Source organism: Thermus caldifontis (assembly GCF_003336745.1).
In the GTDB taxonomy this organism is placed as follows: domain Bacteria; phylum Deinococcota; class Deinococci; order Deinococcales; family Thermaceae; genus Thermus; species Thermus caldifontis.
Map to the genome: position 1 here is coordinate 1 of NZ_QGMX01000021.1, position 20,508 is coordinate 20,508.

General features: G+C 65.0%; 20 protein-coding genes and 1 pseudogene. 10 read left to right on the forward strand and 11 right to left on the reverse strand.

Annotated elements, in window-relative coordinates; translation table 11 throughout:
- Window positions 1-135 precede the first annotated feature (135 nt).
- From trmB to DK874_RS10390, 8 genes and pseudogenes are all read left to right on the forward strand, one after another.
- Entirely contained in the window at window positions 136-1,071 is a 936-nt protein-coding gene (gene trmB, locus DK874_RS10355) for a tRNA (guanosine(46)-N7)-methyltransferase TrmB (RefSeq protein WP_114313953.1), read from the forward strand.
- 14 nt (window positions 1,072-1,085) lie between these two features.
- Window positions 1,086-2,447 (forward strand): bifunctional UDP-N-acetylglucosamine diphosphorylase/glucosamine-1-phosphate N-acetyltransferase GlmU, encoded by a 1,362-nt coding sequence (gene glmU / locus DK874_RS10360; protein ID WP_114313954.1) that lies wholly within the window; start codon window positions 1,086-1,088, stop codon window positions 2,445-2,447.
- 94 nt (window positions 2,448-2,541) lie between these two features.
- A pseudogene (locus tag DK874_RS11910) lies at window positions 2,542-2,751 on the forward strand (TatA/E family twin arginine-targeting protein translocase); the annotation flags it as partial.
- Between the two features lie 107 nt (window positions 2,752-2,858).
- Complete coding sequence (tatC, locus tag DK874_RS10370; protein ID WP_114313956.1) at window positions 2,859-3,602, forward strand: twin-arginine translocase subunit TatC; 744 nt, start codon at window positions 2,859-2,861, stop codon at window positions 3,600-3,602.
- Window positions 3,603-3,635: 33 nt separating this feature from the next.
- A complete protein-coding gene (locus DK874_RS10375) occupies window positions 3,636-4,700 on the forward strand; it encodes a bifunctional 3-deoxy-7-phosphoheptulonate synthase/chorismate mutase (RefSeq protein WP_114313957.1) in 1,065 nt (354 codons plus the stop codon).
- Window positions 4,701-5,642 carry a 4Fe-4S dicluster domain-containing protein gene (locus DK874_RS10380; RefSeq protein WP_114313958.1) on the forward strand — a complete coding sequence of 314 codons (942 nt, stop codon included), beginning with the start codon at window positions 4,701-4,703 and terminating at the stop codon, window positions 5,640-5,642.
- Window positions 5,643-5,651: 9 nt separating this feature from the next.
- Window positions 5,652-6,053 (forward strand): methylmalonyl-CoA epimerase, encoded by a 402-nt coding sequence (gene mce / locus DK874_RS10385; protein ID WP_114313959.1) that lies wholly within the window; start codon window positions 5,652-5,654, stop codon window positions 6,051-6,053.
- Between the two features lie 40 nt (window positions 6,054-6,093).
- The gene (locus DK874_RS10390; protein ID WP_114313987.1) at window positions 6,094-6,396 is read left to right on the forward strand and encodes a VanZ family protein; all 303 of its coding nucleotides are present in this window, start codon (window positions 6,094-6,096) and stop codon (window positions 6,394-6,396) included.
- Here the strand turns inward: DK874_RS10390 and DK874_RS10395 are convergent.
- The 9 genes from DK874_RS10395 to DK874_RS10435 form a co-directional block, all read right to left on the reverse strand.
- Window positions 6,350-7,033, reverse strand: coding sequence for an SDR family NAD(P)-dependent oxidoreductase (locus tag DK874_RS10395; protein ID WP_114313960.1), 684 nt, complete (start codon window positions 7,031-7,033; stop codon window positions 6,350-6,352). The two genes, DK874_RS10390 and DK874_RS10395, sit on opposite strands and share 47 nt — an antisense overlap.
- Before the next feature lie 3 nt (window positions 7,034-7,036).
- A complete protein-coding gene (locus tag DK874_RS10400; protein ID WP_240307657.1) occupies window positions 7,037-8,044 on the reverse strand; it encodes a hypothetical protein in 1,008 nt (335 codons plus the stop codon).
- The gene (locus tag DK874_RS10405) at window positions 8,041-10,551 is read right to left on the reverse strand and encodes an LPS-assembly protein LptD (RefSeq protein WP_439144808.1); all 2,511 of its coding nucleotides are present in this window, start codon (window positions 10,549-10,551) and stop codon (window positions 8,041-8,043) included. The genes DK874_RS10400 and DK874_RS10405 overlap by 4 nt, the downstream gene beginning before the upstream one ends.
- The gene (locus DK874_RS10410) at window positions 10,548-11,591 is read right to left on the reverse strand and encodes an LptF/LptG family permease (protein ID WP_114313961.1); all 1,044 of its coding nucleotides are present in this window, start codon (window positions 11,589-11,591) and stop codon (window positions 10,548-10,550) included. Before DK874_RS10410 ends, DK874_RS10405 begins: the two co-directional genes overlap by 4 nt.
- Window positions 11,588-12,598 (reverse strand): LptF/LptG family permease, encoded by a 1,011-nt coding sequence (locus DK874_RS10415; protein WP_114313962.1) that lies wholly within the window; start codon window positions 12,596-12,598, stop codon window positions 11,588-11,590. Before DK874_RS10415 ends, DK874_RS10410 begins: the two co-directional genes overlap by 4 nt.
- A gap of 162 nt (window positions 12,599-12,760) precedes the next feature.
- The gene (locus DK874_RS10420; protein ID WP_114313963.1) at window positions 12,761-13,171 is read right to left on the reverse strand and encodes a hypothetical protein; all 411 of its coding nucleotides are present in this window, start codon (window positions 13,169-13,171) and stop codon (window positions 12,761-12,763) included.
- Window positions 13,172-13,451: 280 nt separating this feature from the next.
- Entirely contained in the window at window positions 13,452-14,486 is a 1,035-nt protein-coding gene (locus DK874_RS10425; RefSeq protein WP_114313964.1) for an alcohol dehydrogenase family protein, read from the reverse strand.
- Window positions 14,483-14,875: an SCP2 sterol-binding domain-containing protein gene (locus DK874_RS10430; RefSeq protein ID WP_114313965.1), complete on the reverse strand. Its 393-nt coding sequence runs from the start codon at window positions 14,873-14,875 to the stop codon at window positions 14,483-14,485. Before DK874_RS10430 ends, DK874_RS10425 begins: the two co-directional genes overlap by 4 nt.
- 80 nt (window positions 14,876-14,955) lie before the next feature.
- Window positions 14,956-16,881 (reverse strand): DNA topoisomerase subunit B, encoded by a 1,926-nt coding sequence (locus DK874_RS10435; RefSeq protein ID WP_114313966.1) that lies wholly within the window; start codon window positions 16,879-16,881, stop codon window positions 14,956-14,958.
- A 188-nt stretch (window positions 16,882-17,069) separates the two neighbouring features.
- On the opposite strand from DK874_RS10435, the gene DK874_RS10440 reads away from it, so the two are divergent.
- Window positions 17,070-17,411, forward strand: coding sequence for a hypothetical protein (locus tag DK874_RS10440; protein WP_114313990.1), 342 nt, complete (start codon window positions 17,070-17,072; stop codon window positions 17,409-17,411).
- Here the strand turns inward: DK874_RS10440 and DK874_RS10445 are convergent.
- Together DK874_RS10445 and DK874_RS10450 are read right to left on the reverse strand one after the other, a co-directional pair.
- The gene (locus DK874_RS10445) at window positions 17,398-18,612 is read right to left on the reverse strand and encodes a TaqI-like C-terminal specificity domain-containing protein (protein ID WP_114313967.1); all 1,215 of its coding nucleotides are present in this window, start codon (window positions 18,610-18,612) and stop codon (window positions 17,398-17,400) included. The genes DK874_RS10440 and DK874_RS10445 overlap by 14 nt on opposite strands.
- Before the next feature lie 21 nt (window positions 18,613-18,633).
- Window positions 18,634-19,821, reverse strand: a complete 1,188-nt coding sequence (locus tag DK874_RS10450; RefSeq protein WP_114313968.1) for a glycine C-acetyltransferase — start codon at window positions 19,819-19,821, stop codon at window positions 18,634-18,636.
- Window positions 19,822-20,009: 188 nt separating this feature from the next.
- Here DK874_RS10450 and DK874_RS10455 point away from each other — a divergent pair, with 188 nt between their 5' ends.
- Complete coding sequence (locus tag DK874_RS10455) at window positions 20,010-20,492, forward strand: CsgG/HfaB family protein (protein ID WP_275887336.1); 483 nt, start codon at window positions 20,010-20,012, stop codon at window positions 20,490-20,492.
- Window positions 20,493-20,508 lie beyond the last annotated feature (16 nt).

Genomic DNA, 20,508 nt, shown 5'->3' on the forward strand with positions numbered 1-20,508 from the left:
AAGAGGGTTTCTGCGTCAAGATAGTAGAGGGGGTGCTCACGATCGTTGCGCATGGCACCCCCCCTTATCTCTCATGTCTGCTAGTGGTGTCAAGTAGCAAACGAAGGGATTTGAAAACGCCTATAATCTTCCTCCGTGTTGGTGCGGCCTGCCCTACTTCCCTCTTGGCCCCCGAAGGTAGGGGATCTATTCGGTCGGGAAGGGCCTCTGGTCCTCGAGGTGGGCTTTGGCGATGGCCGTTTTACCGCGGAGCTGGCCAAGGCCCACCCCCACTGGCTCATCCTGGGGGCCGAGGTTTCGGCGGCCAGCGTCCAAAGGGCCTACCGGCGCCTGAAGCGCGAAGGGATAGGAAACGTGCGCCTTTACCACGGACAAGGCCCCTTCGCCCTACGGAACCTGGTGCCGCCGGGAAGCCTTAGACGGGTGATCGTCAACTTCCCCGACCCTTGGCCCAAAAAGCGCCACCAGAAGAAGCGCCTTTTGCAGGAGGGCTTTTTCCGCAGGCTTTCCACCCGGCTTGGGGAGGGCGGGGACCTCCTTCTCACCACCGACCACGAGGAGTATTTCCGCTTCGCCCTGGAGGAGGCGGAACGAACCGGGCTTTACCGGGTGGAGGTGAAGGACCCTCCCGAGGCCCATCTCCGCACCAAGTACGCCCTCAAGTGGCGGGAGGCAGGCCGCACCTTTTTCCATGCGGTCTTCACCAAGGTGGCCGAGGATCCCACGCCTTGGCCGCCCATAAGGAGGTATCAGGTGGCCCATGCCCTCTTAAGGGGAAATCTTCCGGAAAAGTTCGTCTTGGTTAAGGCCCCCGTGGTGGTTCCGGGCGGGGTGGCCGTCTTTTTGGAGGTGGCCCGGGGGGAGGAGGGCGTTTATGTCCTCACCCATGTGGAGGAGGAGGACCTCACCCAGGACGTGCTCTTGGAGGTGAGAAGAAGCGCCAAAGGGGTCTTTGCGGGGGTGAGCCGCTTCGGTAGCCCCCTCATCACCGAGGGGGTGAAGGCGGTGGTGCGGGCCTTGGTGCGGGAGCTGGAGGGGGTGGGCCTCGAGGTGGTTCAGGACCACACCTAGCCTAAAATGACCCTATGCACGCCCATGTGATCCTGGCCGCGGGGCAGGGGACCCGCATGAAGTCCCGCCTGCCCAAGGTGCTCCATCCCCTTTTGGGCAAGCCCATGCTGGCCTATGGGGTAGACACGGCCTTGGCCTTGGCTCCGGAGAAGCTGGTGGTGGTGGTGGGCCATGGGGCCGAACAGGTGGTGGAGGCCTTAAAGGGCTATCCGGTGGAGGTGGCGGTGCAAGGGGAGCAGCTGGGTACCGCCCACGCCCTCTTGCAGGCGGAAGCCTTCTTGAGGGGATTCCCTGGGCCCATTTTGGTCACCCAGGGGGATACCCCCCTTCTGCGCCCGGAAACCCTTAGGGCTCTTCTGGAGAGGGTAGAGGAGGGGGCGGGGATGGCCCTCCTCACCGTGGAGCTAGAAGACCCCACCGGCTATGGCCGCATCCTGCGCCAAGGGGAGGAGGTCTTGGGCAACGTGGAGGAGAAGGACGCTACCCCGGAGGTGAAGGCCATCAGGGAGGTGAACGCCGGAGCCTACGCCTTTGACGGCCTCCTCTTCCAGGCCCTTAAGGAGGTGGGGAACGAAAACGCCGCCCGGGAGTACTACCTGCCCGATCTTATCGGCATCTACCGGAAAAAGGGGCGGAGGGTGGTGGCGGTAAAGGGGGTGGCGGAGGAGGCCCTGGGGGTGAACACCAGGGAGGAACTGGCCCGGGTGGAAGGGGTACTCCTGCACGCCTTGCGCCGGGAGTGGATGCGAAGGGGGGTGCGGATGATCCTGCCCGAGAGCATCTACCTGGAGGCCAGCGTGGAACTGGCCCCCGATGTGACCCTTTGGCCGGGGGTGGTGCTTAAGGGTAAGACCCGGATCGGCGAGGGGGCGGAGGTGGGGCCCTATGCCATTCTGGAAGACACCCTCTTGGAACCCGGGGCCCGGGTCCAGGCCCACACCGTGGCCCAGGGGGCGGTGATCGGCAGCGGGGCCGACGCTGGGCCCTTTGCCCGGCTACGCCCGGGGGCGGTCCTTAAGGAAGGGGTCCACGTGGGCAACTTCGTGGAGGTGAAGAATAGCCTCCTCCACCCCGGGGTCAAGGCGGGGCACCTGGCCTACCTGGGGGATGCTGAGGTGGGGGAGGGCACCAACATCGGGGCCGGGGTCATCACCGCCAACTACGACGGCAAGCGCAAGCACAAGACCTTCATCGGCAAAGGGGCCTTTATCGGATCCAATAGCGTCTTGGTGGCCCCGGTGCGGGTGGGGGATGGGGCCATGGTGGGGGCGGGAAGCGTGGTCACCCACGATGTGCCCGAGGATGCCTTGGCCATCGCCCGGGAGCGGCAGCGGAACCTATTGGGCTATGCCCGCAAGAAACGGGAGGAGGGCTGATCCCAGCCCGGTGCCACCCCTTTCCCAAGGCCGGGGTGGGGAAGGATAAGAAAGGCTTCACCCTCATTTCAGGCCAGGTGGTAAACTGGGGAGTATGAACCTGGGCATGCCGGAAATCCTGGTGATCCTGGTGGTGGCCCTCCTCATCTTCGGGCCCAAGAAGCTTCCCGAGCTGGGCCGCTCTTTGGGCCAGAGCATCCGCGAGTTCAAGCGGGGGGCCCAGGAGATTCGCGAGGAGCTGGAGAAGAGCGTGGACATACGGGAAGATAAGGGCCCCGAAGGGGCTAGGCTGGCTAGGGAGGATAAGGGCCCCGAAGGGGCTAGGTTGGCTAGGGAGGAGCTTAAACCGGTGTCCGAGGCCCCTTCCAGCAAGGCCCCCGAGGTTTCCGAACCCCAAGAGGAGCGTAAGGTTTGAAGGAAGCACCCCTGGTTGAACACCTCGAGGAGCTCCGGACCCGCATCCTCTGGTCCCTGTTGGCCTGGGTGGTGGGCACGGGGGTGGCCTGGAGCTTCCGGGTCCAGCTCCTGGAGTGGCTGAAGAGGCCTTTGGACCTGGCGGCCAAGCAGAACAACATTCAGGTGAACCTCATCGTCTTGGATATCACCGAGCCCTTCTTGGTCTCCTTGAAGGTGGCGGCCTTTGGAGGGCTCGTTCTGGCCCTGCCATTTATCGTCTACCAGGTCTGGGCCTTCATCGCCCCCGGGCTTTACGAGCACGAGAAGCGTTTGGCGGGGCCCTTTTTGCTGGGGGCTGGGTTTAGCTTTGCCTTAGGAGCCCTTTTCGCCTACTACGGCTTCCTGCCCTTCGCCATCCCCTTCCTCCTGGGTTTTCTGGGGGGTGTCATCACCCCGCAGATCTCCATCGGCCGCTACATGGGCCAGGTTCTCATGATGATGACCGTCATGGGCCTGGTCTTTGAGATGCCGGTGGTGAGCTACCTGCTGGCCCGGCTCGGCATCCTTTCCTCGGCCTTTTTGGCCCGCAACTGGCGGATCGCCGTGGTCCTCCTCCTTACCCTGGCGGCGGTCATCACCCCCACGGTGGACGTGGTTTCCTTGGCCATCGTCACCGGGCCTCTTCTGGTCCTGTATTGGATTTCCGTGGTGGTGGCCCGGGTAGCGGAGCGGGCTAGGCCTAAAGAGGAAGCCGCTTGACACCCCAAGGGGCTTTGCCCCATAGAATAACCCATGGACGAGCGCATCCTGGCCCTGCGCAAAGAGGTGGACCGGGTGAACCGGGAGATCCTGCGCCTGCTTTCCGAAAGGGGGAGGTTGGTGCAGGAGATTGGCCGCATCCAGACCGAGGTGGGCCTACCCCACTACGACCCCAAGCGAGAGGAGGAGATGCTGGCCTACCTCACCGCGGAGAACCCCGGCCCGTTCCCTGCGGAAACCATCCGGAAGCTATTTAAAGAGATCTTCAAGGCCAGCCTGGACCTCGAGGAGCGCCAAGATCAGAAAAAGTTCCTCTACTCCCGCAAGCACAAGCCCGAGCCCACCCGGGTGCGGGTGGGGGAGGTGGTCTTTGGGGAAAAGCCTCTCCTCATCGCCGGCCCCTGCTCCATAGAGTCCGAGGAGCAGATGTGGGAAACGGCCCGCTTCCTTTCGGGTAAAGGGGTCAGGGTGCTAAGGGGTGGGGCCTTTAAGCCCCGGACGAGCCCCTATGGCTTCCAGGGCCTGGGGGTGGAGGGGCTTAGGCTGGGGCGCAAGGCGGCGGATGCCTTTGGCATGGTCTTCGTCACCGAGGTCATGGACACCCGGGATGTGGAGGTGGTGGCGGAGTATGCGGATATCCTCCAGATAGGGGCTCGGAACATGCAAAACTTCGCCCTCCTTAAAGAGGTGGGCCGCTCGGGCAAGCCCGTTCTCCTGAAGCGCGGGCTTGCCGCCACCATGGAGGAATGGTTCTATGCCGCCGAGTACATCCTTAGCCAGGGGAACGAGCAGGTGATCCTGGCGGAAAGGGGGATCCGCACCTTTGAGCGCTGGACGCGAAACACCCTGGACCTTTCCGCCGTGGCCTTGGCCAAGCAGGAAACCCACCTGCCGGTGGTGGTGGACGTGACCCACGCCGCCGGGCGCACAGATCTTCTAGCTCCCCTGGCCCGGGCGGCCTTGGCGGTGGGGGCGGATGGGGTGCACGTGGAGGTCCACCCTAACCCCAAGGTGGCCCTTTCCGACAACCAGCAGCAGATGGACTTCCGCCAGTTTGAGGACTTCCTGCGGGCCATAGAGGACCTCCTGGGAGCGTAGATGGGCTTTTTGGATAACCTCCTGAACGCCTTCCTCAAGGCCACCGACCCTAGGCCCCGTTACACCGAGGCCCGTTGCCTCCTCTACAAGAACAGCGTGGGGGGGTGTGACCGCTGTTACCAGGTCTGCCCTAAGGGAGCGGTGCATCTGGAAAGCTTCCGGGTGGAGCTGGATGAGGTACTCTGCACCGGGTGCGGCCTGTGCACGGGGGTGTGCCCGGGGGTGGCCCTGGAGTACCCTTTGGGGGGTATTCAGGAGGCCCTGATCCGGGGCAAGGGGCAGATCCGTTGCTCCAAGGCGGAGGGCAAGGGGGAGGAGGTCTTGTGCCTGGGCCGCCTGACCCCAGGGCTTTTGGCGGAGGCGGGAAGCCGCTTTGGCAGGGTTGTTCTGGCCCGGGGGGAGTGCGCTAGCTGTAGGATCGGGGGGCCTTTCGTGCCCGAGCACCTCCAGCGCATGGTGGAGGAGGCTCAGCGCTACCACCCCGTGGAGGTGGAAATCCTGGAGGGGGAACTCCCCGGGGAGAAGGTGGGCCGTAGGGAGCTTTTCCAGGCCCTTTTGGGAAGCGCCAAGCGCACCGCCGCCGACCTGGTGCCCGAGCCTCCCCTGGCCGCGGAACCGGAGGAGAAGGGCCTGCCGGCGGAGCTTCGCCTGCGCCTCCTTGCGGCCAAGCGGGCAGAGGAGGTGCGTTGGCCCAGGATCCGGGTGGAGGAGGGGTGCACCCTTTGCCCAGTCTGCACCAACGTCTGCCCCACGGAGGCGGTCTATAGGGTGCGGGAGGGGGAGGAGTATGTGCTCAGGCTCAAGGTGGAGGCGTGCACGGGGTGTGGGGCCTGCGTGGAAAGCTGCCCGCCCCAGGTGATCCGCCTCGAGGAGGCGGGCAAGGAAGAGATTTTCCAGGAACTTGAGCTTTACCGGGGGAAGCCCCCCTGGTACGACCTATAGAATCTTCCCATGCGACTTCATCACGTGGGCATCGCCGTGGAGGACTTGGAGGAGGCCAAAGCCCGCTACCTGCTTTTGGGCTATGGCGTGGTGGCGGAAGGGGAGGTGGCGGGCCAGGGGGTGCGGGTAGCCATGCTGAAGGGGGAAGGGGAAGCCCTTTTGGAGCTTTTGGCTCCCCTGGGCCCTGATACCCCGGTGGGGCGCTTTTTGGAGAGGCGGGGTCCTGGGCTCCACCACCTGGCCTTTGCCACCCCCCGAATAGAGGAGGAACTTGCCCGGCTTAAGGCGGAAGGGGCCAGGCTGGTAGACGAGGTGCCCCGGCCCGGCTTTGGGGGCCACCGGGTGGCCTTCCTCCACCCCAGCTTTGGCCTCGGGGTGCTTTGGGAGCTGGTGGAGGAAGAGGGTGCCTAGCCCCTGGCGCCTTCTGGCCGCCCTCTTGGCCCTGGGGGAGATGGGGCTACTCTGGTGGCTTTCCAGCCAGCCCGCCACGGGGGTGGGCCTGCCCCATCCTTGGGACAAGGGGGCCCACTTCTTGGCCTATGGGCTTTTAGGTTTTCTCCTGGGGGTAGCCCTTAGGGACTTCCGCCCCGCCTTTTTCCTGGCGGCCCTCTACGGGGTGGTGGACGAGTGGCACCAAAGCTTTGTCCCGGGGCGGGAGGCCTTCGGCCTAGACCTTTTGGCGGACTTCTTGGGGGCGTACCTGGGGGCTAGATGGGGGGGTAGATGGGAAGCTCCAAAAGCCTTCCCCCCCTAGCGGTGGCGGCCAGGAGGAGGGCCTCGGCCAGAAGTTCGGGGGTGATCCAGCGGCTAGGGTCGGCTTCGGGCATGGCCTTGCGGTTGGCCTCGGTGTCCAGGGTGCCCATGGGGTAGAGGATGAGGAAGCGCACCCCTTCCACCTCCCCTTGCAAGGAGCGGAGGAGGCTTGCCAGGGCGGTTTTGGCCACGGTATAGAGGGCCCTTCCCGGGCCAGACCCCGTCCAGGCGGTTCCGGCGGCGATGGCGGCGAAAAAGCCTTCCCGGCGGGCTTCCATGTAGGGCAAGGTGGCCCTTAGGAGGTTAAAGGTGGTGCGCAGGTTTAGGTCCAGAAGCCAGTCGTAAAGCCCGGGGTCCGAGTCCAAAAAGCGCCCGGCGGCGAACCCGCCCACGGTGTGCACCACCCCGAAAAGGGGGGTCTGGCCCTCCACAAAGCGTGCCAGGGCCTCAGCCTCCTCCAGCCGGGTGAGGTCGGCCACAAAGGTTTGGGCGCCGTACTCCTTTGCCCGTTCCGCCATCCTTTCCCCCCGGGGGTCGGAGAGGAAAAGCCGGGCCCCGCCCCTGTGCAGGGCGGGGATCACCGCCCGGGCCAAGGCGCCCCCCGCCCCCGTGACCAAGAAGGCTTTACCTTGGAGCATGCCTCATTCTACCGGGATGAAGGCCAGGGAAGTGGGGCTAAAGCCCAAACCTTGGTTGCGGAGGAAGAGGGGCGGGGAGGGCACCAGATCGTAGACTTCCAGGGTTTGCCCCTGCACCAGGTAAAGGTAACCGTCCTGGCCCACGAGCCCAGCGGTGTAGGTGCGGAAGGGCGGCTGCACGGGGGACTCTCGGGGAAAGAGCACCTGGAACCCTTGCCCATAGGCCACCCCTCCCCCCACGGGGTCCAGGGCCAGGCGGCTTTCTTGGGGAAAATCCCCCAGAACCTTGCGGCTTGAGAGGGACCCCCCTTCCAGGGTGTAAAGCCGCACCTCGGCCAGGGTGGCGGCAAGCCCGAGAAGCCGTCCCTGAAGGCGGTCTAGCTGGAGGTCATAGGGTCCTTGGCCCGCCTGGGGGTCCAGGGGTTTCTCCAGGCTGGGGGTGCCGGTGGGATTTAGGGCAGGACGGTAGCCCAGGGCTTGTTGGCTCATGTAGGCCAGGAGGTCCAGGGTTCCCTGGGCGAAGAGGGCCAGGCGCACCCCGGGGGGAAGGCCCGTGAGGTCCGCTTCCTCCAAGCCCCCCGTGCCCTCCAGGCTCCAGAGGAAGGCCCGGCCTGCCCTGGGGCAGTGGGCGAGGAGCTGGTTTTGCCCAAGCCGCAAATAGCCCTCCGAGCAGTCCACCCCGTTCGGGAAGGCCGCCGTGGTGGGGGAAGGCTGGGGTGCGGCGCCTTCGCTGAAGCCCTGGGTGGGGTAGGCCTCGAGGCGGTCGGGGAAGAGAAGGTAAAGCCTCTGGGATGCGTTGGTGTAGGCCAGGTCCTGCAGGCCTGGGGTGTCCCAGGTTTCCACGGGCGTGGCCGTACCCCCTTGGAGCTCCCGGGCCCGAAAGAAGCGCACCTCCCCCCCTCCCCCCATGGCCACCAGGGCAGGCAGGGGAGGCTCCTGGCTTCCCGTGCAGGCGCTTAGGAAAAGGGCCAAACTGCCCAAAACCAGGTGGGTAAGCCCTAACCGTTTCACCGGCCACCTCCCAGCTTCACGCCCTCCTCGGAAAGGAGAAGGCCCGCCGCCTGTCCCCCGTAGAGGAAGGCCAGGCCCACACTTCCCCTGGCGGCGTCCAGGGTGAAGCGCATGGCCCAGCAACACCGGTCCAGGACCAGGATAAACCGGGGCTTTAAGGGCTCCCCGGGAAGGTTCTGCGTGAGGAGGGCGGAGAGGTGAAGCTTGGTGTTCTCCCGGCCAAGGAAGGTGAAGGTGGGCCCGAAGTTGCGCAAGGCGAGGCCATACCCCTCGGGCCTTTGCGGTTGGCGCAGGTAGGTGAGGTTCCCCGAGAGGGAAAGCCCGGGGATGGCCCCTTCCCCCCTTTCGTCTGCGGGGGTGGGCTGCCAAAGCTCCATGCCCCCACTGAAGGTGGCGTCCTTGAGGTAGGTTTCCCGGTCCTCCACCTCGGGCAGGTGGAGGTTGGCGCTTAGGCGGAAGGACACCTCGGGCTGGGCCTGGGTAAGGCCAAGGCGCAGGTTCGTGGCCCTAAAGCCCTCCTGGTACCGGCCAGAAAGGGCCAGGTCCAGAAGGGGCCCGGGAAGGCTTCCCGAGCGGTAGCCCAGGGTGTAGGCCAAGGCTGTGGGGTCCCAGGTGGCCTGGAGGGAAAGGCTTTCCGGACCGAAAATGCCCTGCCCCTGGAGGCCCAGGGTGCCCTTCTGCCAGTCCCTAAGGGCCCTTAGGGTGTAGGCGGTGGTCCCTTCCCGTAGGGAGAAGTTGAGGTCCGTGGTGAGGGGGCCTTCCCCGTTAAGGCCGTGGCGGTGGCTGAGGTTCAGGCTTCCTCCGGGGAGGGCGTAGCCCGCCTGGAGGAGGAGGGGGTCAAAGAAGGTCCTTTGGTGGTCAAAGCGGAGGCTCGCCCTGAGGGAGAAGGGGTAGGGGGTGAGGCCCGCCTCCAGGCGGGTTTCCAGGGGGCCTTCCCCCTCGAGGCCCCGCTTGTGGTAGAGGATCAGCCCAAAACCCGGGTCCTGCAGGGAGGCTTGGGCCTCCACGGGGAGGTACCTTCCTTTCTCCAGGTCCCTGCCCCCCTTAAGGCTTAGGTTCAAGGGTCTTTCCTGGAAACCCAAGGCCAGGGTGGCCTGGTGGCTCCGCCTTTGCGGTAAGGCGTCAAAGCGGAAGGGGGTTTCCCCCTCCTGGATGCTTCGGAGATAGCCCACCTCCACGCTGAACCCACCCAAGCTTTGTCGCAGGCTGGCGGAAGTGGCCCAGTCGATCTGCCGCTCGTGCTCGCCATCGGGGTTTTGGGTGGTGTAGTAAAAGCCCCGGAAGCGGTTTTCCGCCCTGAAGGTGGCCCCAGGCCAAGGGTAAAGGAAAAGGCTTTCCGTGTGGGTGAGAAGAGCCCTTCCCGCCTCGGCATAGGGCCCAAGGGCCCGGGCGGAGCGGTTTAGGGGGTTGGTTTCCGCCAGGTAGCGGCCTACGATAAGGCCTGCTTGGACGCTGAAGGGGCCTTCCCGGAGCACGGGGCTTTGGGCCTCCGCCTCGGGTAGGCGCTGGAGGGTGCGGGGGGGCGGGGTAGTGGGGTCGTGGTCCCAAAAGCCCTCCGCCCTTACCAGGTAGCGCCAGTCCTGAGGGGTGGGGGTACCGGGCAAAAGGGCTTCCAGGCGGAAGCGGCTGAGTTTATCCCGGGTGTCGTCCCGCTCCAAAAGGGCGCTTAGGGAGAAGTCCTGCCGCTTTAGGGCGTACTCCCCCCGGTACTGGAAGGTATCCGGGGGGGTGTGGAGGAAGAAGTAGCGTTCCTTGGCCTCCCCGGTGCCGTAGTGGTCAAAGCCGAAGCCGTAGCCCCGGCCCTGGTAGTAGGAAAGGAGGGTGAACCCCAGGCCGAACTCGGCCACGTAGGGCAAGGCGGCCTTCAGGTAAAACCCGCCGTCGTCCTGGCCCACCTCAAACCGGGGTTGGCGCTCCGATAGGAAAAGGAGGAGGACCGGAAGCTCCAAAACGGGCTTTTCCTGAATCAGGAGCACCACCCCCCGGGCCACCACCCGGTCCCCCAGGTAAAGGACGATCTCCCGGGCACGGAAGGCGTAGTCGGGCACCTCTTGGCCGCAAGGGACACAGGGGGTGGCGTAGCCCCGTTCCAGGAGGATGGCCCCCGCCACCCGTTGGCAAAGGGGGCCGGTGAGGAGGAGGTCCTTGGCCTCGATGCGCACCTCGAGGGCGTCAAAGCTTTCGTCGGAGAGGCCTAGCTGGAGCTCCTCCGCCTCCACGAGCCTCCCCTCCCGGTCCCGGTAGCGTACCCCCTCCGAGAGGAAAAGGAGCTTTCGGGTGCGGAAATAGATCACCCTTCCCGCCTCAATGGCCTCCCCATCCCGTTCCAGGCGCACGGGACTGCCCGTGAGCACGTAGACCTCTTCGTCTCCTTCTTGCCTAAGCTCCAGCTTCTCCGCTTCCAGGACCTTCAAGACCTTCCCAGGATCCGGGCTTTGCCCCTGACCCTGGGCCCAGACAGGACTCCAAAGGCAAAGGAGGACCAGGGCCAGGGCAAGGACCTTCACCTCCGCCCTCCCAGGAAGAGAAGGAGGCCCAGGAGCCCGTAGACCAGGTTGGGCCCCCAGGCGGCCAGAAGGGGGTTTAGGGCGTTTTGCTCCCCCATGATCCGCCCCACGCTCCAGGTGGCGTAGTAGAAGAAGGTGAGGACCGCCACCCCCACAAGCCCCAGGCTCCTGGACCCCCCTAGGAGGTAAAAGGCAAGCCCCACGGCGAAAAGGGCGAAGATGAGGCTGGCGGCGGGTTCAGCAAAGCGGCGGTGGTAGGTGGTGGCCTCGAGGCCCGCCTTCACCCCCGCCTGCTTAAGCCTTTCCACCTCCTGTTTTAGCTCCCTTAGGGTCATGCGGTTGGCGGGGTTCTGCCAGGGCTCAAAGGTGAGGTCCTTAAGGACCAGCTCCCCTTCCTGGAAGTGGGTCAGGGTTCTGGGCCTGTTCCCCTCGTAGGTAACCCTTAAGCCCTTTTCCACCTGCAAGACCCCTCCTTGGAACCTTCCCTCCTCCGCCAGGACCACCTCTTCCTGCGAAAGGATTCTAAGCTTTCCGATCCTGTCCCGGGCCACCTCCCCCACGTAGACCACCCTACCCCTGGCGTCCTGGAAGGTGGTGCCCGGGGTGAGCAGGGTCCTGGGCTTTTCCAGCACCTGCCTGCGGAGGAGGTCCTGCCCCGCTGCCAGGGCCTTGGGCACCAGGCTTTCGCCCATGGCGAAGCCCAAAAGGGCCAGAATCCCTCCCAGGGCCAAGAAGGGGAAGAGGACCCGTTCCCGCCGGATGCCCAAAGCGAGAAGGGCTTTTAGTTCCGAGTCCTCGGCCAGGCGGGAGAGGAGGAAGAGGAGGGCGAAGAGGTAGGCTACGGGGGCCCCCCGTACCAAGGCCTCGGGGGTGCGGTAGAGGAGGTAGAGAAGAAGGGTGTAAGGATCCGCACCCTTGGCCACCAGGGGGGCCAGCACCTCGTAGACCGCACCTGCCAGGAAGAGGAGGACGATGATGGCAAGCCCCACGCTGAAGTGGGCCAGGACCTCGCGCAGGAGGTAGCGGTCCAGGGTCGTCATCTAAGCCTCCAGGTCAGGGAAAGGGCCAAGGCGGCGAAGAAGGCGTTGGGGAGGAAGGCCAGGAGGGGGTTCACGTCGTAGCGGGCAAGCTGGGCGCTCAGGGTCCAAAGCACGTAGTAGCCGAAGATGAGGAGGACGATGCTAAGGAAAGCCCAGGCGGCCTCCCGGAAGGAAAGGCCCAAGGCGGCCGCCACCAGGCCCAGGAAGAAACCCCCCAGGGCATCCGCCAGCCGGCGGTAAAAGGCAAAGCGGGCCCCGCTTTCCACCCGGCTTCGCTCCCAAAGCTCCCTCAGGGTGGTGGAGTCATAGGGATCGCGGGAGCCCAGGCTTTCCTTGGGGCGGAACTGGGTGGGAAAGGGGAGGGTGCCGGCAAAGGGCTTGGGCTTTCCCCCCTCCAGGACGTACCCGCGGAAGTGCCACCCTTCCTTGTCCCACACCCCTTCCTGGCCGCTATAGACCCGGCCCCCCTCGTCCACCACCCGGATGCCGTAAAGGCGGTTTTGCCCCACCTCGGGCCGGACCTCTTCCGCATAGTAGACTCCAAGGCCTTCCGCCGCGTAGAGCTGCTTGCGCAACACCCCGCTTAGACCTCCTTCCCCGTAAAGGAGCCGGGCCAGGTGTTGGTCGTAGGCCTCGAGGGCCCTGGGGCGAAGCTCCGCCAGGTTGAGGAGGTTGAAAAGACCCACCAGCAGGGCCAAAAGCGCCAGGGGTTTCAGAAGGGCCCAGGGGGGTACGCCGGCGGCGTAGGCCGCCTTCAGCTCCGAGCCTCGGATGAGGCGGGCCAGGCCCACCAGGATGGCGAAGACCAAGCCCAAGGGAAGGGCCAGGCTCAGGGTCCAGGGGAGGCGGTAGAGGATGAGGGTCAGGATGGCCCCTGCACCAGCCCCTCGGCTCAGGAGCACCCCGGAGAGGCTGGAGAGGAGATCAAAGGTGAGGAGGGCCACGAAGAGCAAGACCCCCACCAGGTAGGGGACCAGGACCTCTTTCAGGACATAACGGCCCAGCACCAGGCCGAGTATACGGGGCCAGGATGAGAAACAAGCGTGGGAGGCGGGAGAGGGGATTCATACCCTCTCCTCCTGTTGCGTTCTCTAAGCCGCAACGAGATGATGCCTACCGGAGGCCCTTTCCGGGGTCCCCGCCCTGGCGCAAGCCAGGGTGGGGTGGTATCAGTGGGCGATCACGTGGATCACGGGTAGGCCGAAGCGCTCCGCCTGGCTGTGCACGTCCAGGCGGAGCCAGCGGGAAAGCCCAGGGGGCAAGGTGGCCAGGACGATGGCCTGGTACTCTTCGGGATGGGCCATGAGCTCCTCCTCCAGGGCCAGGATGGGGGAGACGTCCCCGGGCTTGGCCTCCTCTATGGGAATGCCCTGGGCCTCGAGGGCGGCCTTGGCCGCTTCGGCTTCTTTCCTCGCCCGCTCCTGGATTTCGTTCTCCTCATAGACCCAGCCCCCAGGAGGCGCGGCGGGCACCAAGAGGACGAAGCGGGCCTCGGGGTCTTGATCCCGGATCTCTAAAAGTTTTTGCGCCAGCGCAGGGCTTTTGGCCGTGCGATGGGCCACCACCAGATACCGGGCCATGGACTTGACCTCCTTTCCCCTGCCTTAAGGGTAGCCCGGTTTCCGAGAAGGGCCGGGAGCAAGGTTACATTGTCAGAGCTTCTGCCCCAAATGCGAAACCCTTCCAGCTGGGCATCCTAAACCCCTAGATTCCCTGCCCAGCCGGTCCTAAGAAGGGGTGCCTGAAAGCTCACCGCCCCGTTGGGAGCGGGTTTTTCTGCATACCCCTTTACATATCGGTAAACCGTGGTATAATGAAGGAGTCAGAGGAAAAAGCCGCCTGCGGGCGGCGGTTTTGCTTTTAAGGCACCAGGGCCACCTTGGTGGCTTGCCGCTCGTGGAAAAGCCGGTACCCCTCTGGGGCCTCCTCGAGGGGCAGGCGGTGGCTGAAAACAAAGCTTCCCTTAAGCCTCCCCGCCCTTTGCAGGGCCAGGACCTCCTCAATCCAGCGGGGGATGTTGGCTAAGGCGCTTTTCAGGGTGATGCCCTGGCTGAAGGCGGAAAGCCAAGGGTATTCCAGCTTCTCCGCGGTGGGCACCCCTAGGCTGGACACGATTCCCCCGGGTCCGGCCAGGCGAAGGGCCAGCTTTAGCGCCTCCCCATCCCCGCCCACCGCTTCCACTACCAGGTCCGCTCCCAGGCCATGGGTTTCCTTCCGTACCCGGGCCAGGGGGTCTTCCGCTTTGGGGTTTAGGGGCAGGCTTCCTAGGGCCGTGGCCTTTTCCAGGCGGGATTCCTCCGGGTCTAGGGCGTAGACCCGTCCAGCCCCCAGGGCGTGGGCCACCATCTGGGCCATAAGGCCCACGGGCCCTGAACCCACCACCGCCACACTCATCCCCGGAGCGAGAAAGGGCCTCACCCCCCCGTAGGCGGTGGTGAGGATATCCCCCGCCAGGATGGCCTCCTCTGGGGGAAGGTCCCCAATGGGAAAGAGGCTATGCCGGGCGAAGGGAACCCGCACCCTTTCCGCCTGGGCTCCTTGGAGGTTGCCCAGGGCCAGGCCGAAGCCGTAGACTCCTCCCTTCAGGCAGGCGAAGTACTGCCCCTTGCGGCAGGCTACGCATTCCCCGCAAGCCACCTGGAAGCTTCCCACCACCCTTTCGCCCAGAGGGAAGGGCACCAAGGAACCCTTCTCCACGATTCGCCCCACGAACTCGTGGCCTAGCACGGTTCCCGGCAATACCCCGGCGATCTTGCCGTGGTAGATGTGCAGGTCCGAGCCGCAGATGGCGGCCAGCTCCACCTGGACGATGGCGTCGGTTTCCGCCTCCAGCTTGGGCTCGGGTACCTCCTCCACCGCCACCTGGAAGGGTCCGCGGTAGACGAGGGCTTTCATACCAACTCTCGGGCCACCTTGACCAGCTCCTGGGCGGCCTGGGCGTAAGGGGCCAAGGCGGCGATGGTACCCTTCTTCAATTCCAAAAGGCCTCGCATGAGGGCGGTGAGGGGCTCGAGGCGGCCCTCCAACACCTCCTGCCAGGTGGCCAGGTCGGCCTCGATGACGAAGTCGGCCTCCGCCTCCCCCTCCACCACCTTCACCCCCCGGCACGCCCCGTGCCACAGCTCCAGGACCACGGCCACCCCATTGGGGAACCCCAGGGCAGGATCCGGGCGCACCGCCAGGGCCAGGCTTCCCTCCCAGGTGGCGGCGGCCTTCCGGTAGGCCTCGCTTTCGTTCAGCTTCTGGCAGTAGGCTTGGGCCCAGGCTTCCTGAAAAAGCTCCATGGCTTCCCCCTTTGCTTACACCGAGTATAAACCCAGTCCCCTGGCCCTGGGTAGGGGGTGCTTAGGGTCTTCCGGCCAGGCTAGATGTCCAGCTCCGCGTAGCGGGCGTGCTCCTCGATGAACTCCCGCCTGGGGGCCACCTCCTGTCCCATGAGCTTCTCAAAGAGCTCGCTGGCCTCGAGGGCATCCTGGAGACTCACCCGTTTCAGCACCCGCTTTTCGGGGTTCATGGTGGTCTCCCAAAGCTGCTCGGGGTTCATCTCCCCCAGGCCCTTGAAGCGCTGCACCTCGTAGGTTTTGTCCCCCAGCTCCTTCAGGCGGGCGGAAAGCTCCTCGTCGGAGTAGAGGTATTCCACCTTCTTGCCCACCTGCAGGCGGTAAAGGGGAGGCTGGGCGATGTACACGTACCCCTTTTCGATCAGGGGCCGCATGTAGCGGTAGAAGAAGGTGAGGAGGAGGGTGCGGATGTGGCTCCCGTCCACGTCGGCGTCGGTCATGATGATGATCTTGTGGTAGCGGAGGCCCTCCAGGTCAAAGTGGGCTCCCAGGTGGCCGTCCTGACCCTCCCCCAGGCCCCCAATCCCCACCCCGATGGCCGCCACCATGGCCCGCACCTCGGCGTTTTTCAGGGCTTTGGAAAGCCCGGCCTTTTCCACGTTGAGGATCTTGCCCCTCAGGGGCAAAATGGCCTGGAAGCGCCGGTCGCGGCCCTGCTTGGCGCTCCCCCCAGCCGAGTCCCCCTCCACGATGAAAAGCTCGGCTTCCTCAGGGTTTTCCGTCTGGCAGTCGGCCAGCTTTCCGGGGAGGTCGTCGGACTCCAGGGGGTTTTGCCTTCGCACCAGCTCCCGGGCCTTCCGGGCGGCTTCCCGGGCCTGGGCGGCCCGCAGGGCCTTCTCGTAGACGGTCTTGGCGATGCGGGGGTTTTCCTCGAGGGCCTCCAGGAACTTCTCGTAAACCACCTGGCTTACCGCGCTTCCCGCCTCGAGGTTCAGAAGCTTCCCCTTGGTCTGGCCCTCAAACTGGGGCTGGGGTAGCTTCACGCTCACCACCGCGTAAAGCCCCTCCAGAAGATCGTCCCCCGTGGGCTGGGGACCCTTTTCCTTGTTGAGCCCTGCCTTCTTGGCGTACTGGTTCAGGGCCCGGCTGTAGGCGGATTTAAAGGCGGTGAGGTGGGTGCCCCCATCCCGGGTGGGGATCATGTTGGCGTAGGTGAGGATCTCGGCGGTGTAGCCCTTGGTGTGGATCAGGCCCACCTCCACCTCCACATCCCCTTCCTGCCCCCGGAAGAGGAAGGGCTTTTCGTAAAGAAGCTCCTCCTCCGCTGCCAGGGCCTTGGCAAAGGAGGCCACGCCGCCTTTGTCCAAATAGACGTCCTCCCGCCCATGGATCAGGTCCCTAAAGACCAGCTTGAGCCCCGCCACCAGGTAGCTCACCTCCCGGAGGCGGGCCCTTATCTTGCTGGGGTCAAAGGCTTGGTTCCCGAAGATGAGGGGATCGGGCTTAAAGGTGACCCGGGTGCCCCTTTTCCCCTTGGGGGCCGGACCCACCACGGCAAGGGGTTCGGTAACCTCCCCTCGGCTGAAGGCGATGCGGTAGTGTTTTTCCTCCCGGAAGACCTCCACCACCGTCCATTCGGAGAGGGCGTTGACCACGCTGGCCCCTACCCCGTGCAGGCCCCCAGAAACCTTGTAGGCGCTGCTGTCAAACTTGCCCCCGGAGTGCAAGGTGGTGTAGATCACCTCCACCGCGGGCTTGCCCTCCTCGCGCATCACGTCCACGGGAATGCCCCGACCGTTGTCCTCCACGGTGAGGGAGCCATCGGGGTTTAGGGTGGTGACGATCTCCGTGGCATAGCCAGCCAGAGCCTCGTCCACGGCGTTGTCCAGGATTTCCTTGAAGAGGTGGTGGTACCCCTCCACCCCCGTGCCCCCGATGTACATGGCGGGGCGGTGGCGTACCCCCTCTAGGCCTTTGAGTACCTTAATGGCGGAAGCGTCGTAGCTCACCCCCTTAGTATACCACAGGGCGTGGCCTGGGAGTTTTGCCTTAAGGATGGGCTTTGGCGGGATGCGCCTTTTCCCAGCTTCCTGTGTTCATTACCGATTACTGGCCTTGCCTCGGACCCGCACCAGCCTGTAGGATACCCGCCGTGCCGGCCCTGGTTTTCCTTCACTCCCTTTTGGGTGTGGTCCTAATGGTGGCGGTGCTGGGCTTAGCCCTGGTGGGGATCCGGGGTTTTTTCCGGCCCTTGCCGGCACCCTTCTACCGGATTCTAAGGGGTGCCGCCTGGGTGGCCATTCTTCAGGTGGTCCTGGGGTTCGCTCTCCTTTGGGCGGGCCTGAGGCCCAAGGACAGCCTGCACCTTCTTTACGGGCTTCTTCTGGCTGCGGGGCTGCACTATCTGGGGGGCCTCGAGCCGGGGGGCTGGTTCTACCGGGGCCTGAAGGAACCGCCCAAGCGCCCGGAGCTCTTTGTGGCTTTGGGCCTCCTCTTCGCCGTGGGGCTGGTCCTTCGCGTCCACTTCACCGGGCGGTAGCCAAGGGCAGCCGGTCCAGGACCAAATCCTTGGGTACCGGCACCTTTTCCAGCATCCCCCGGGTGAGGTGGGGCACCACTTCCCGGTAAAGCCCCCGGTAGTAGGCCTGCATCTCAGGGCTATTCAGGTAGGCCACCAGGCCCTCCGGGTCCAGCTTTACCCCCTCCTTGGGCAGGAGGTGGAACTCCTCCCGCCAGGGATAACACTCCTTATCCCAGGCGGCCACCACCCGGTAGTGGCGGGTGTGGGCCACCACCAGGTGGCCCGTGGCGTAGAAGGGCTTAAGGAGCCCCACAGCCTCCTTGGGAAAGTAGAGGCCGGAGTGGGGGGTTTCGTAGTCGATCCAGCCCGGCTTCAGGTTCCTCCCCGTGAGCACCGGCACCAGGCCGGGGCCTGGGGCGGTCCGGGTCAGGGGGTGGGCCTTGATCTCGGGGCTACGGGCGGCGAAGTGGATCCCGAAGACCTCCCCCAAAGGCACCCCTTCCCGCTCCATGGCCAGGGCCTGGGGATCGGGGAAGCGGATGGGCTCCCCTTGCCAGGAGGGGTCCTCGAGAAGGGGTATAGGGTTCATGAGAAGGGGCTCTTCGGCGTCATAGAGCCTCAAGCCCCTTCCCTCCTTGCGGAAACGGATCACCGTGGCCACCACCTTGGCCTCCGGAAAGGGGCGGCCCAGGTAGTAGACCTCCACCTCCCCCTCCCGGGCCAGGAAGGCCCTTAGCCTCCCAAACTCCAAAAGGAGCATCCATGAGGCAGGGACTACAAAGACCAGCATCCCCCCTGGGGCCAAGAGCCGCACCCCCTTCTCCAAGAAGGCCCCGTAGAGGTTGTAGCGCCCGTGCCAGGTGGCAAAGCGCTTTCGGTAAAGCCCGCGCCTTTCCGCGGGGAGCCTGGCCCCGGCCCCCAGGGCGCCGTATGGGGGGTTCCCCAGGATGAGGTCAAAGGTTCCGTCCGGCTCCCAAAGGAGGAAGTCCGCCACCTGGCCTTCGGCCCACGGGGGCGGGTCAAAGGCCAGGGGGTCCACCTCCACCGCATGGAAGCGGTACCCGGTGCCGTGCGCTTCCCGGAAGGCCCGGAGGAAGGGGGCGTGGGCGGCGGCGGGCTCCAGGACCTTCCCCCCCTTGGGGGCCTCCGCCAAGGCCACCATGAAGGCCACCAGGGAGGGAGGGGTAAGGACCCGGCCCAGGGTGCGGCTTACCGGCATGGCAAGGGCGCCCAAGGGGGGTTAGCGGATGACCCCAAGCTTCCGGCCCACCTTGGCGTAGGCCTCGAGGGCCTTGTCCAGCATCTCCTGGGTGTGGGCGGCGGTGACGATGTTGCGGATGCGGGCCTTTCCCCGGGGCACGGTGGGGAAGCCGATGCCCACGGCGAAAACCCCCTCTTCCAGGAGGAGGCGGCTGGCTTCAAAGGCCAAGGGGGCTTCCCCGAAGAGCACCGGGGTGATGGGGGTTTGGCTTCCCAGGGTGTCGTAGCCCAGGCGGGCCAGCTCCCTCTTGAAGTAGCGGGTGTTCTCCCAGAGCCTTTCCACCCGTTCCGGTTCCTTTTGGATGAGCTCCAAGGCCCCCAAAAGGGCCCCCACCACCGCCGGGGGGTGGCTGGTGGAGAAGAGAAAGGGCCGGGCCTTGTTGATGAGGAGGTCCTTGAGCTCTGAGGCTCCGGCGGCGTACCCCCCCACCACCGCCCAGGCCTTGGAAAGGGTGGCCACCTGGATCACCTCGGGGTCCTGGTGGAAGCCGAAGTGGTGCACCGTACCCTTGCCCATCTCCCCCAAGACGCCGCTTCCGTGGGCGTCGTCCACGTAGACGATGGCCCCGTACTTCTTGGCCAGGGGCACGATGCGGTCCAGGGGGGCGATGTCCCCGTCCATGGAGAAGACCCCGTCGGTGACGATCAGCTTGAGGCCTTGGGTGTCGTGGGCCTTGAGGAGTTCCTCCAGGTGGGCCACATCCCCATGGCGGTAAACCAGGCGGGTGGCCTTGGTGAGGCGGAGGCCGTCGATGATGCTGGCGTGGTTCAGCTCGTCGGAGAAGACCAGGTCCCCTTCCTGCAACAAGGCCCCCAGCACCCCCTGGTTGGCGGTAAAGCCTGACTGCAGGACCAAGGCGCTTTCCGTGCCCTTGAAGCGGGCCAGGGCCTCCTCCAGCTCCAGGTGGTAGGTGAAGGTGCCGGCGATGGTGCGCACCGCCCCGCTTCCCGCCCCCCACTTTTCCAGGTACTGGCGGGCCTTTTCCTTCAGGTAAGGGTGGTTGGCGAAGCCCAGGTAGTTGTTGGAGGCCAGGTTCACCACCTCCCGCCCCTCCACCCGGGTGACGGGTTCCTGGGGGGCCTCGAGGACCTTGGGGCGGATGTACAGCCCTTCCCGCTTTAACCTTTCCAGTTCGCTTTCCACGCGGGCGCGCAAGGATAGGCTCATGGCCTTATCTAACCCCGTGGATGGATTTATGGCAAGCCATGCGTGGGTAGGGGCACGTGATAACCAAGCCTGGCGACTGGAAAATGATACCGAGCGTTTAGAGCAATGGGCACGGCTTCACCAGGTTTAGCACCGTATCCTGGAGGAGTTCGATGCCCTGCTGCACTTTGACTGGGCCCTAGCCTTTCATTGTCTATGAGCGCTCGGTTCTTGAACAGTTGCAAAAAGAAGCCGGGATTGGCAATCAAGTTCAACAACTTCAAGGTGCTGAGATCCTCATAACAGGGACCATCACTGCCTTCGAACCCGATTCTGGTGGAACCCGCGGGGGTGGAGGGGGATTGTTGGGTGGTTTATTAGGAGCAGTCACGGGTAGCCAAAAGAAAGCGTATGTGGCTGTAGATTTTCGTGCGGTAGATGTTCGTACCGGAGCGGTGGTCGCCGCTTTCCGTGTGGAGGGAGAGGCTTCGGACACGGATTTTGGCGGTTTGCTTGGCGCCTTGGTGCCTGGGGCGGCCCTCGGTGGAGCTCTGAGCCAATATCAGAAGACCCCTATGGGCAAGGCCCTCGCGGTTATGGTTGGCAAAGCGGTAGAGGAACTGATACGACGGATTCCCTCTTCTTACTTCAAGTATGGCCCTGACGGTCAACCGGTGCCCCAGAAAGGCTGAAACAACGTACGGGGAT

What these genes read in the sequence shown, in the direction of transcription:
- DK874_RS10445 (WP_114313967.1), bottom strand. Translation starts at nt 18,612, where the DNA reads ATGCCGGTAAGCCGCACCCTGGGCCGGGTCCTTACCCCTCCCTCCCTG.
- DK874_RS10390 (WP_114313987.1), top strand. Translation starts at nt 6,094, where the DNA reads ATGGGGCTACTCTGGTGGCTTTCCAGCCAGCCCGCCACGGGGGTGGGC.
- DK874_RS10420 (WP_114313963.1), bottom strand. Translation starts at nt 13,171, where the DNA reads ATGGCCCGGTATCTGGTGGTGGCCCATCGCACGGCCAAAAGCCCTGCG.
- DK874_RS10380 (WP_114313958.1), top strand. Translation starts at nt 4,701, where the DNA reads ATGGGCTTTTTGGATAACCTCCTGAACGCCTTCCTCAAGGCCACCGAC.
- DK874_RS10430 (WP_114313965.1), bottom strand. Translation starts at nt 14,875, where the DNA reads ATGGAGCTTTTTCAGGAAGCCTGGGCCCAAGCCTACTGCCAGAAGCTG.
- DK874_RS10450 (WP_114313968.1), bottom strand. Translation starts at nt 19,821, where the DNA reads ATGAGCCTATCCTTGCGCGCCCGCGTGGAAAGCGAACTGGAAAGGTTA.
- DK874_RS10395 (WP_114313960.1), bottom strand. Translation starts at nt 7,033, where the DNA reads ATGCTCCAAGGTAAAGCCTTCTTGGTCACGGGGGCGGGGGGCGCCTTG.
- DK874_RS10410 (WP_114313961.1), bottom strand. Translation starts at nt 11,591, where the DNA reads ATGACGACCCTGGACCGCTACCTCCTGCGCGAGGTCCTGGCCCACTTC.
- DK874_RS10375 (WP_114313957.1), top strand. Translation starts at nt 3,636, where the DNA reads ATGGACGAGCGCATCCTGGCCCTGCGCAAAGAGGTGGACCGGGTGAAC.
- DK874_RS10440 (WP_114313990.1), top strand. Translation starts at nt 17,070, where the DNA reads ATGGTGGCGGTGCTGGGCTTAGCCCTGGTGGGGATCCGGGGTTTTTTC.
- DK874_RS10425 (WP_114313964.1), bottom strand. Translation starts at nt 14,486, where the DNA reads ATGAAAGCCCTCGTCTACCGCGGACCCTTCCAGGTGGCGGTGGAGGAG.
- glmU (WP_114313954.1), top strand. Translation starts at nt 1,086, where the DNA reads ATGCACGCCCATGTGATCCTGGCCGCGGGGCAGGGGACCCGCATGAAG.
- mce (WP_114313959.1), top strand. Translation starts at nt 5,652, where the DNA reads ATGCGACTTCATCACGTGGGCATCGCCGTGGAGGACTTGGAGGAGGCC.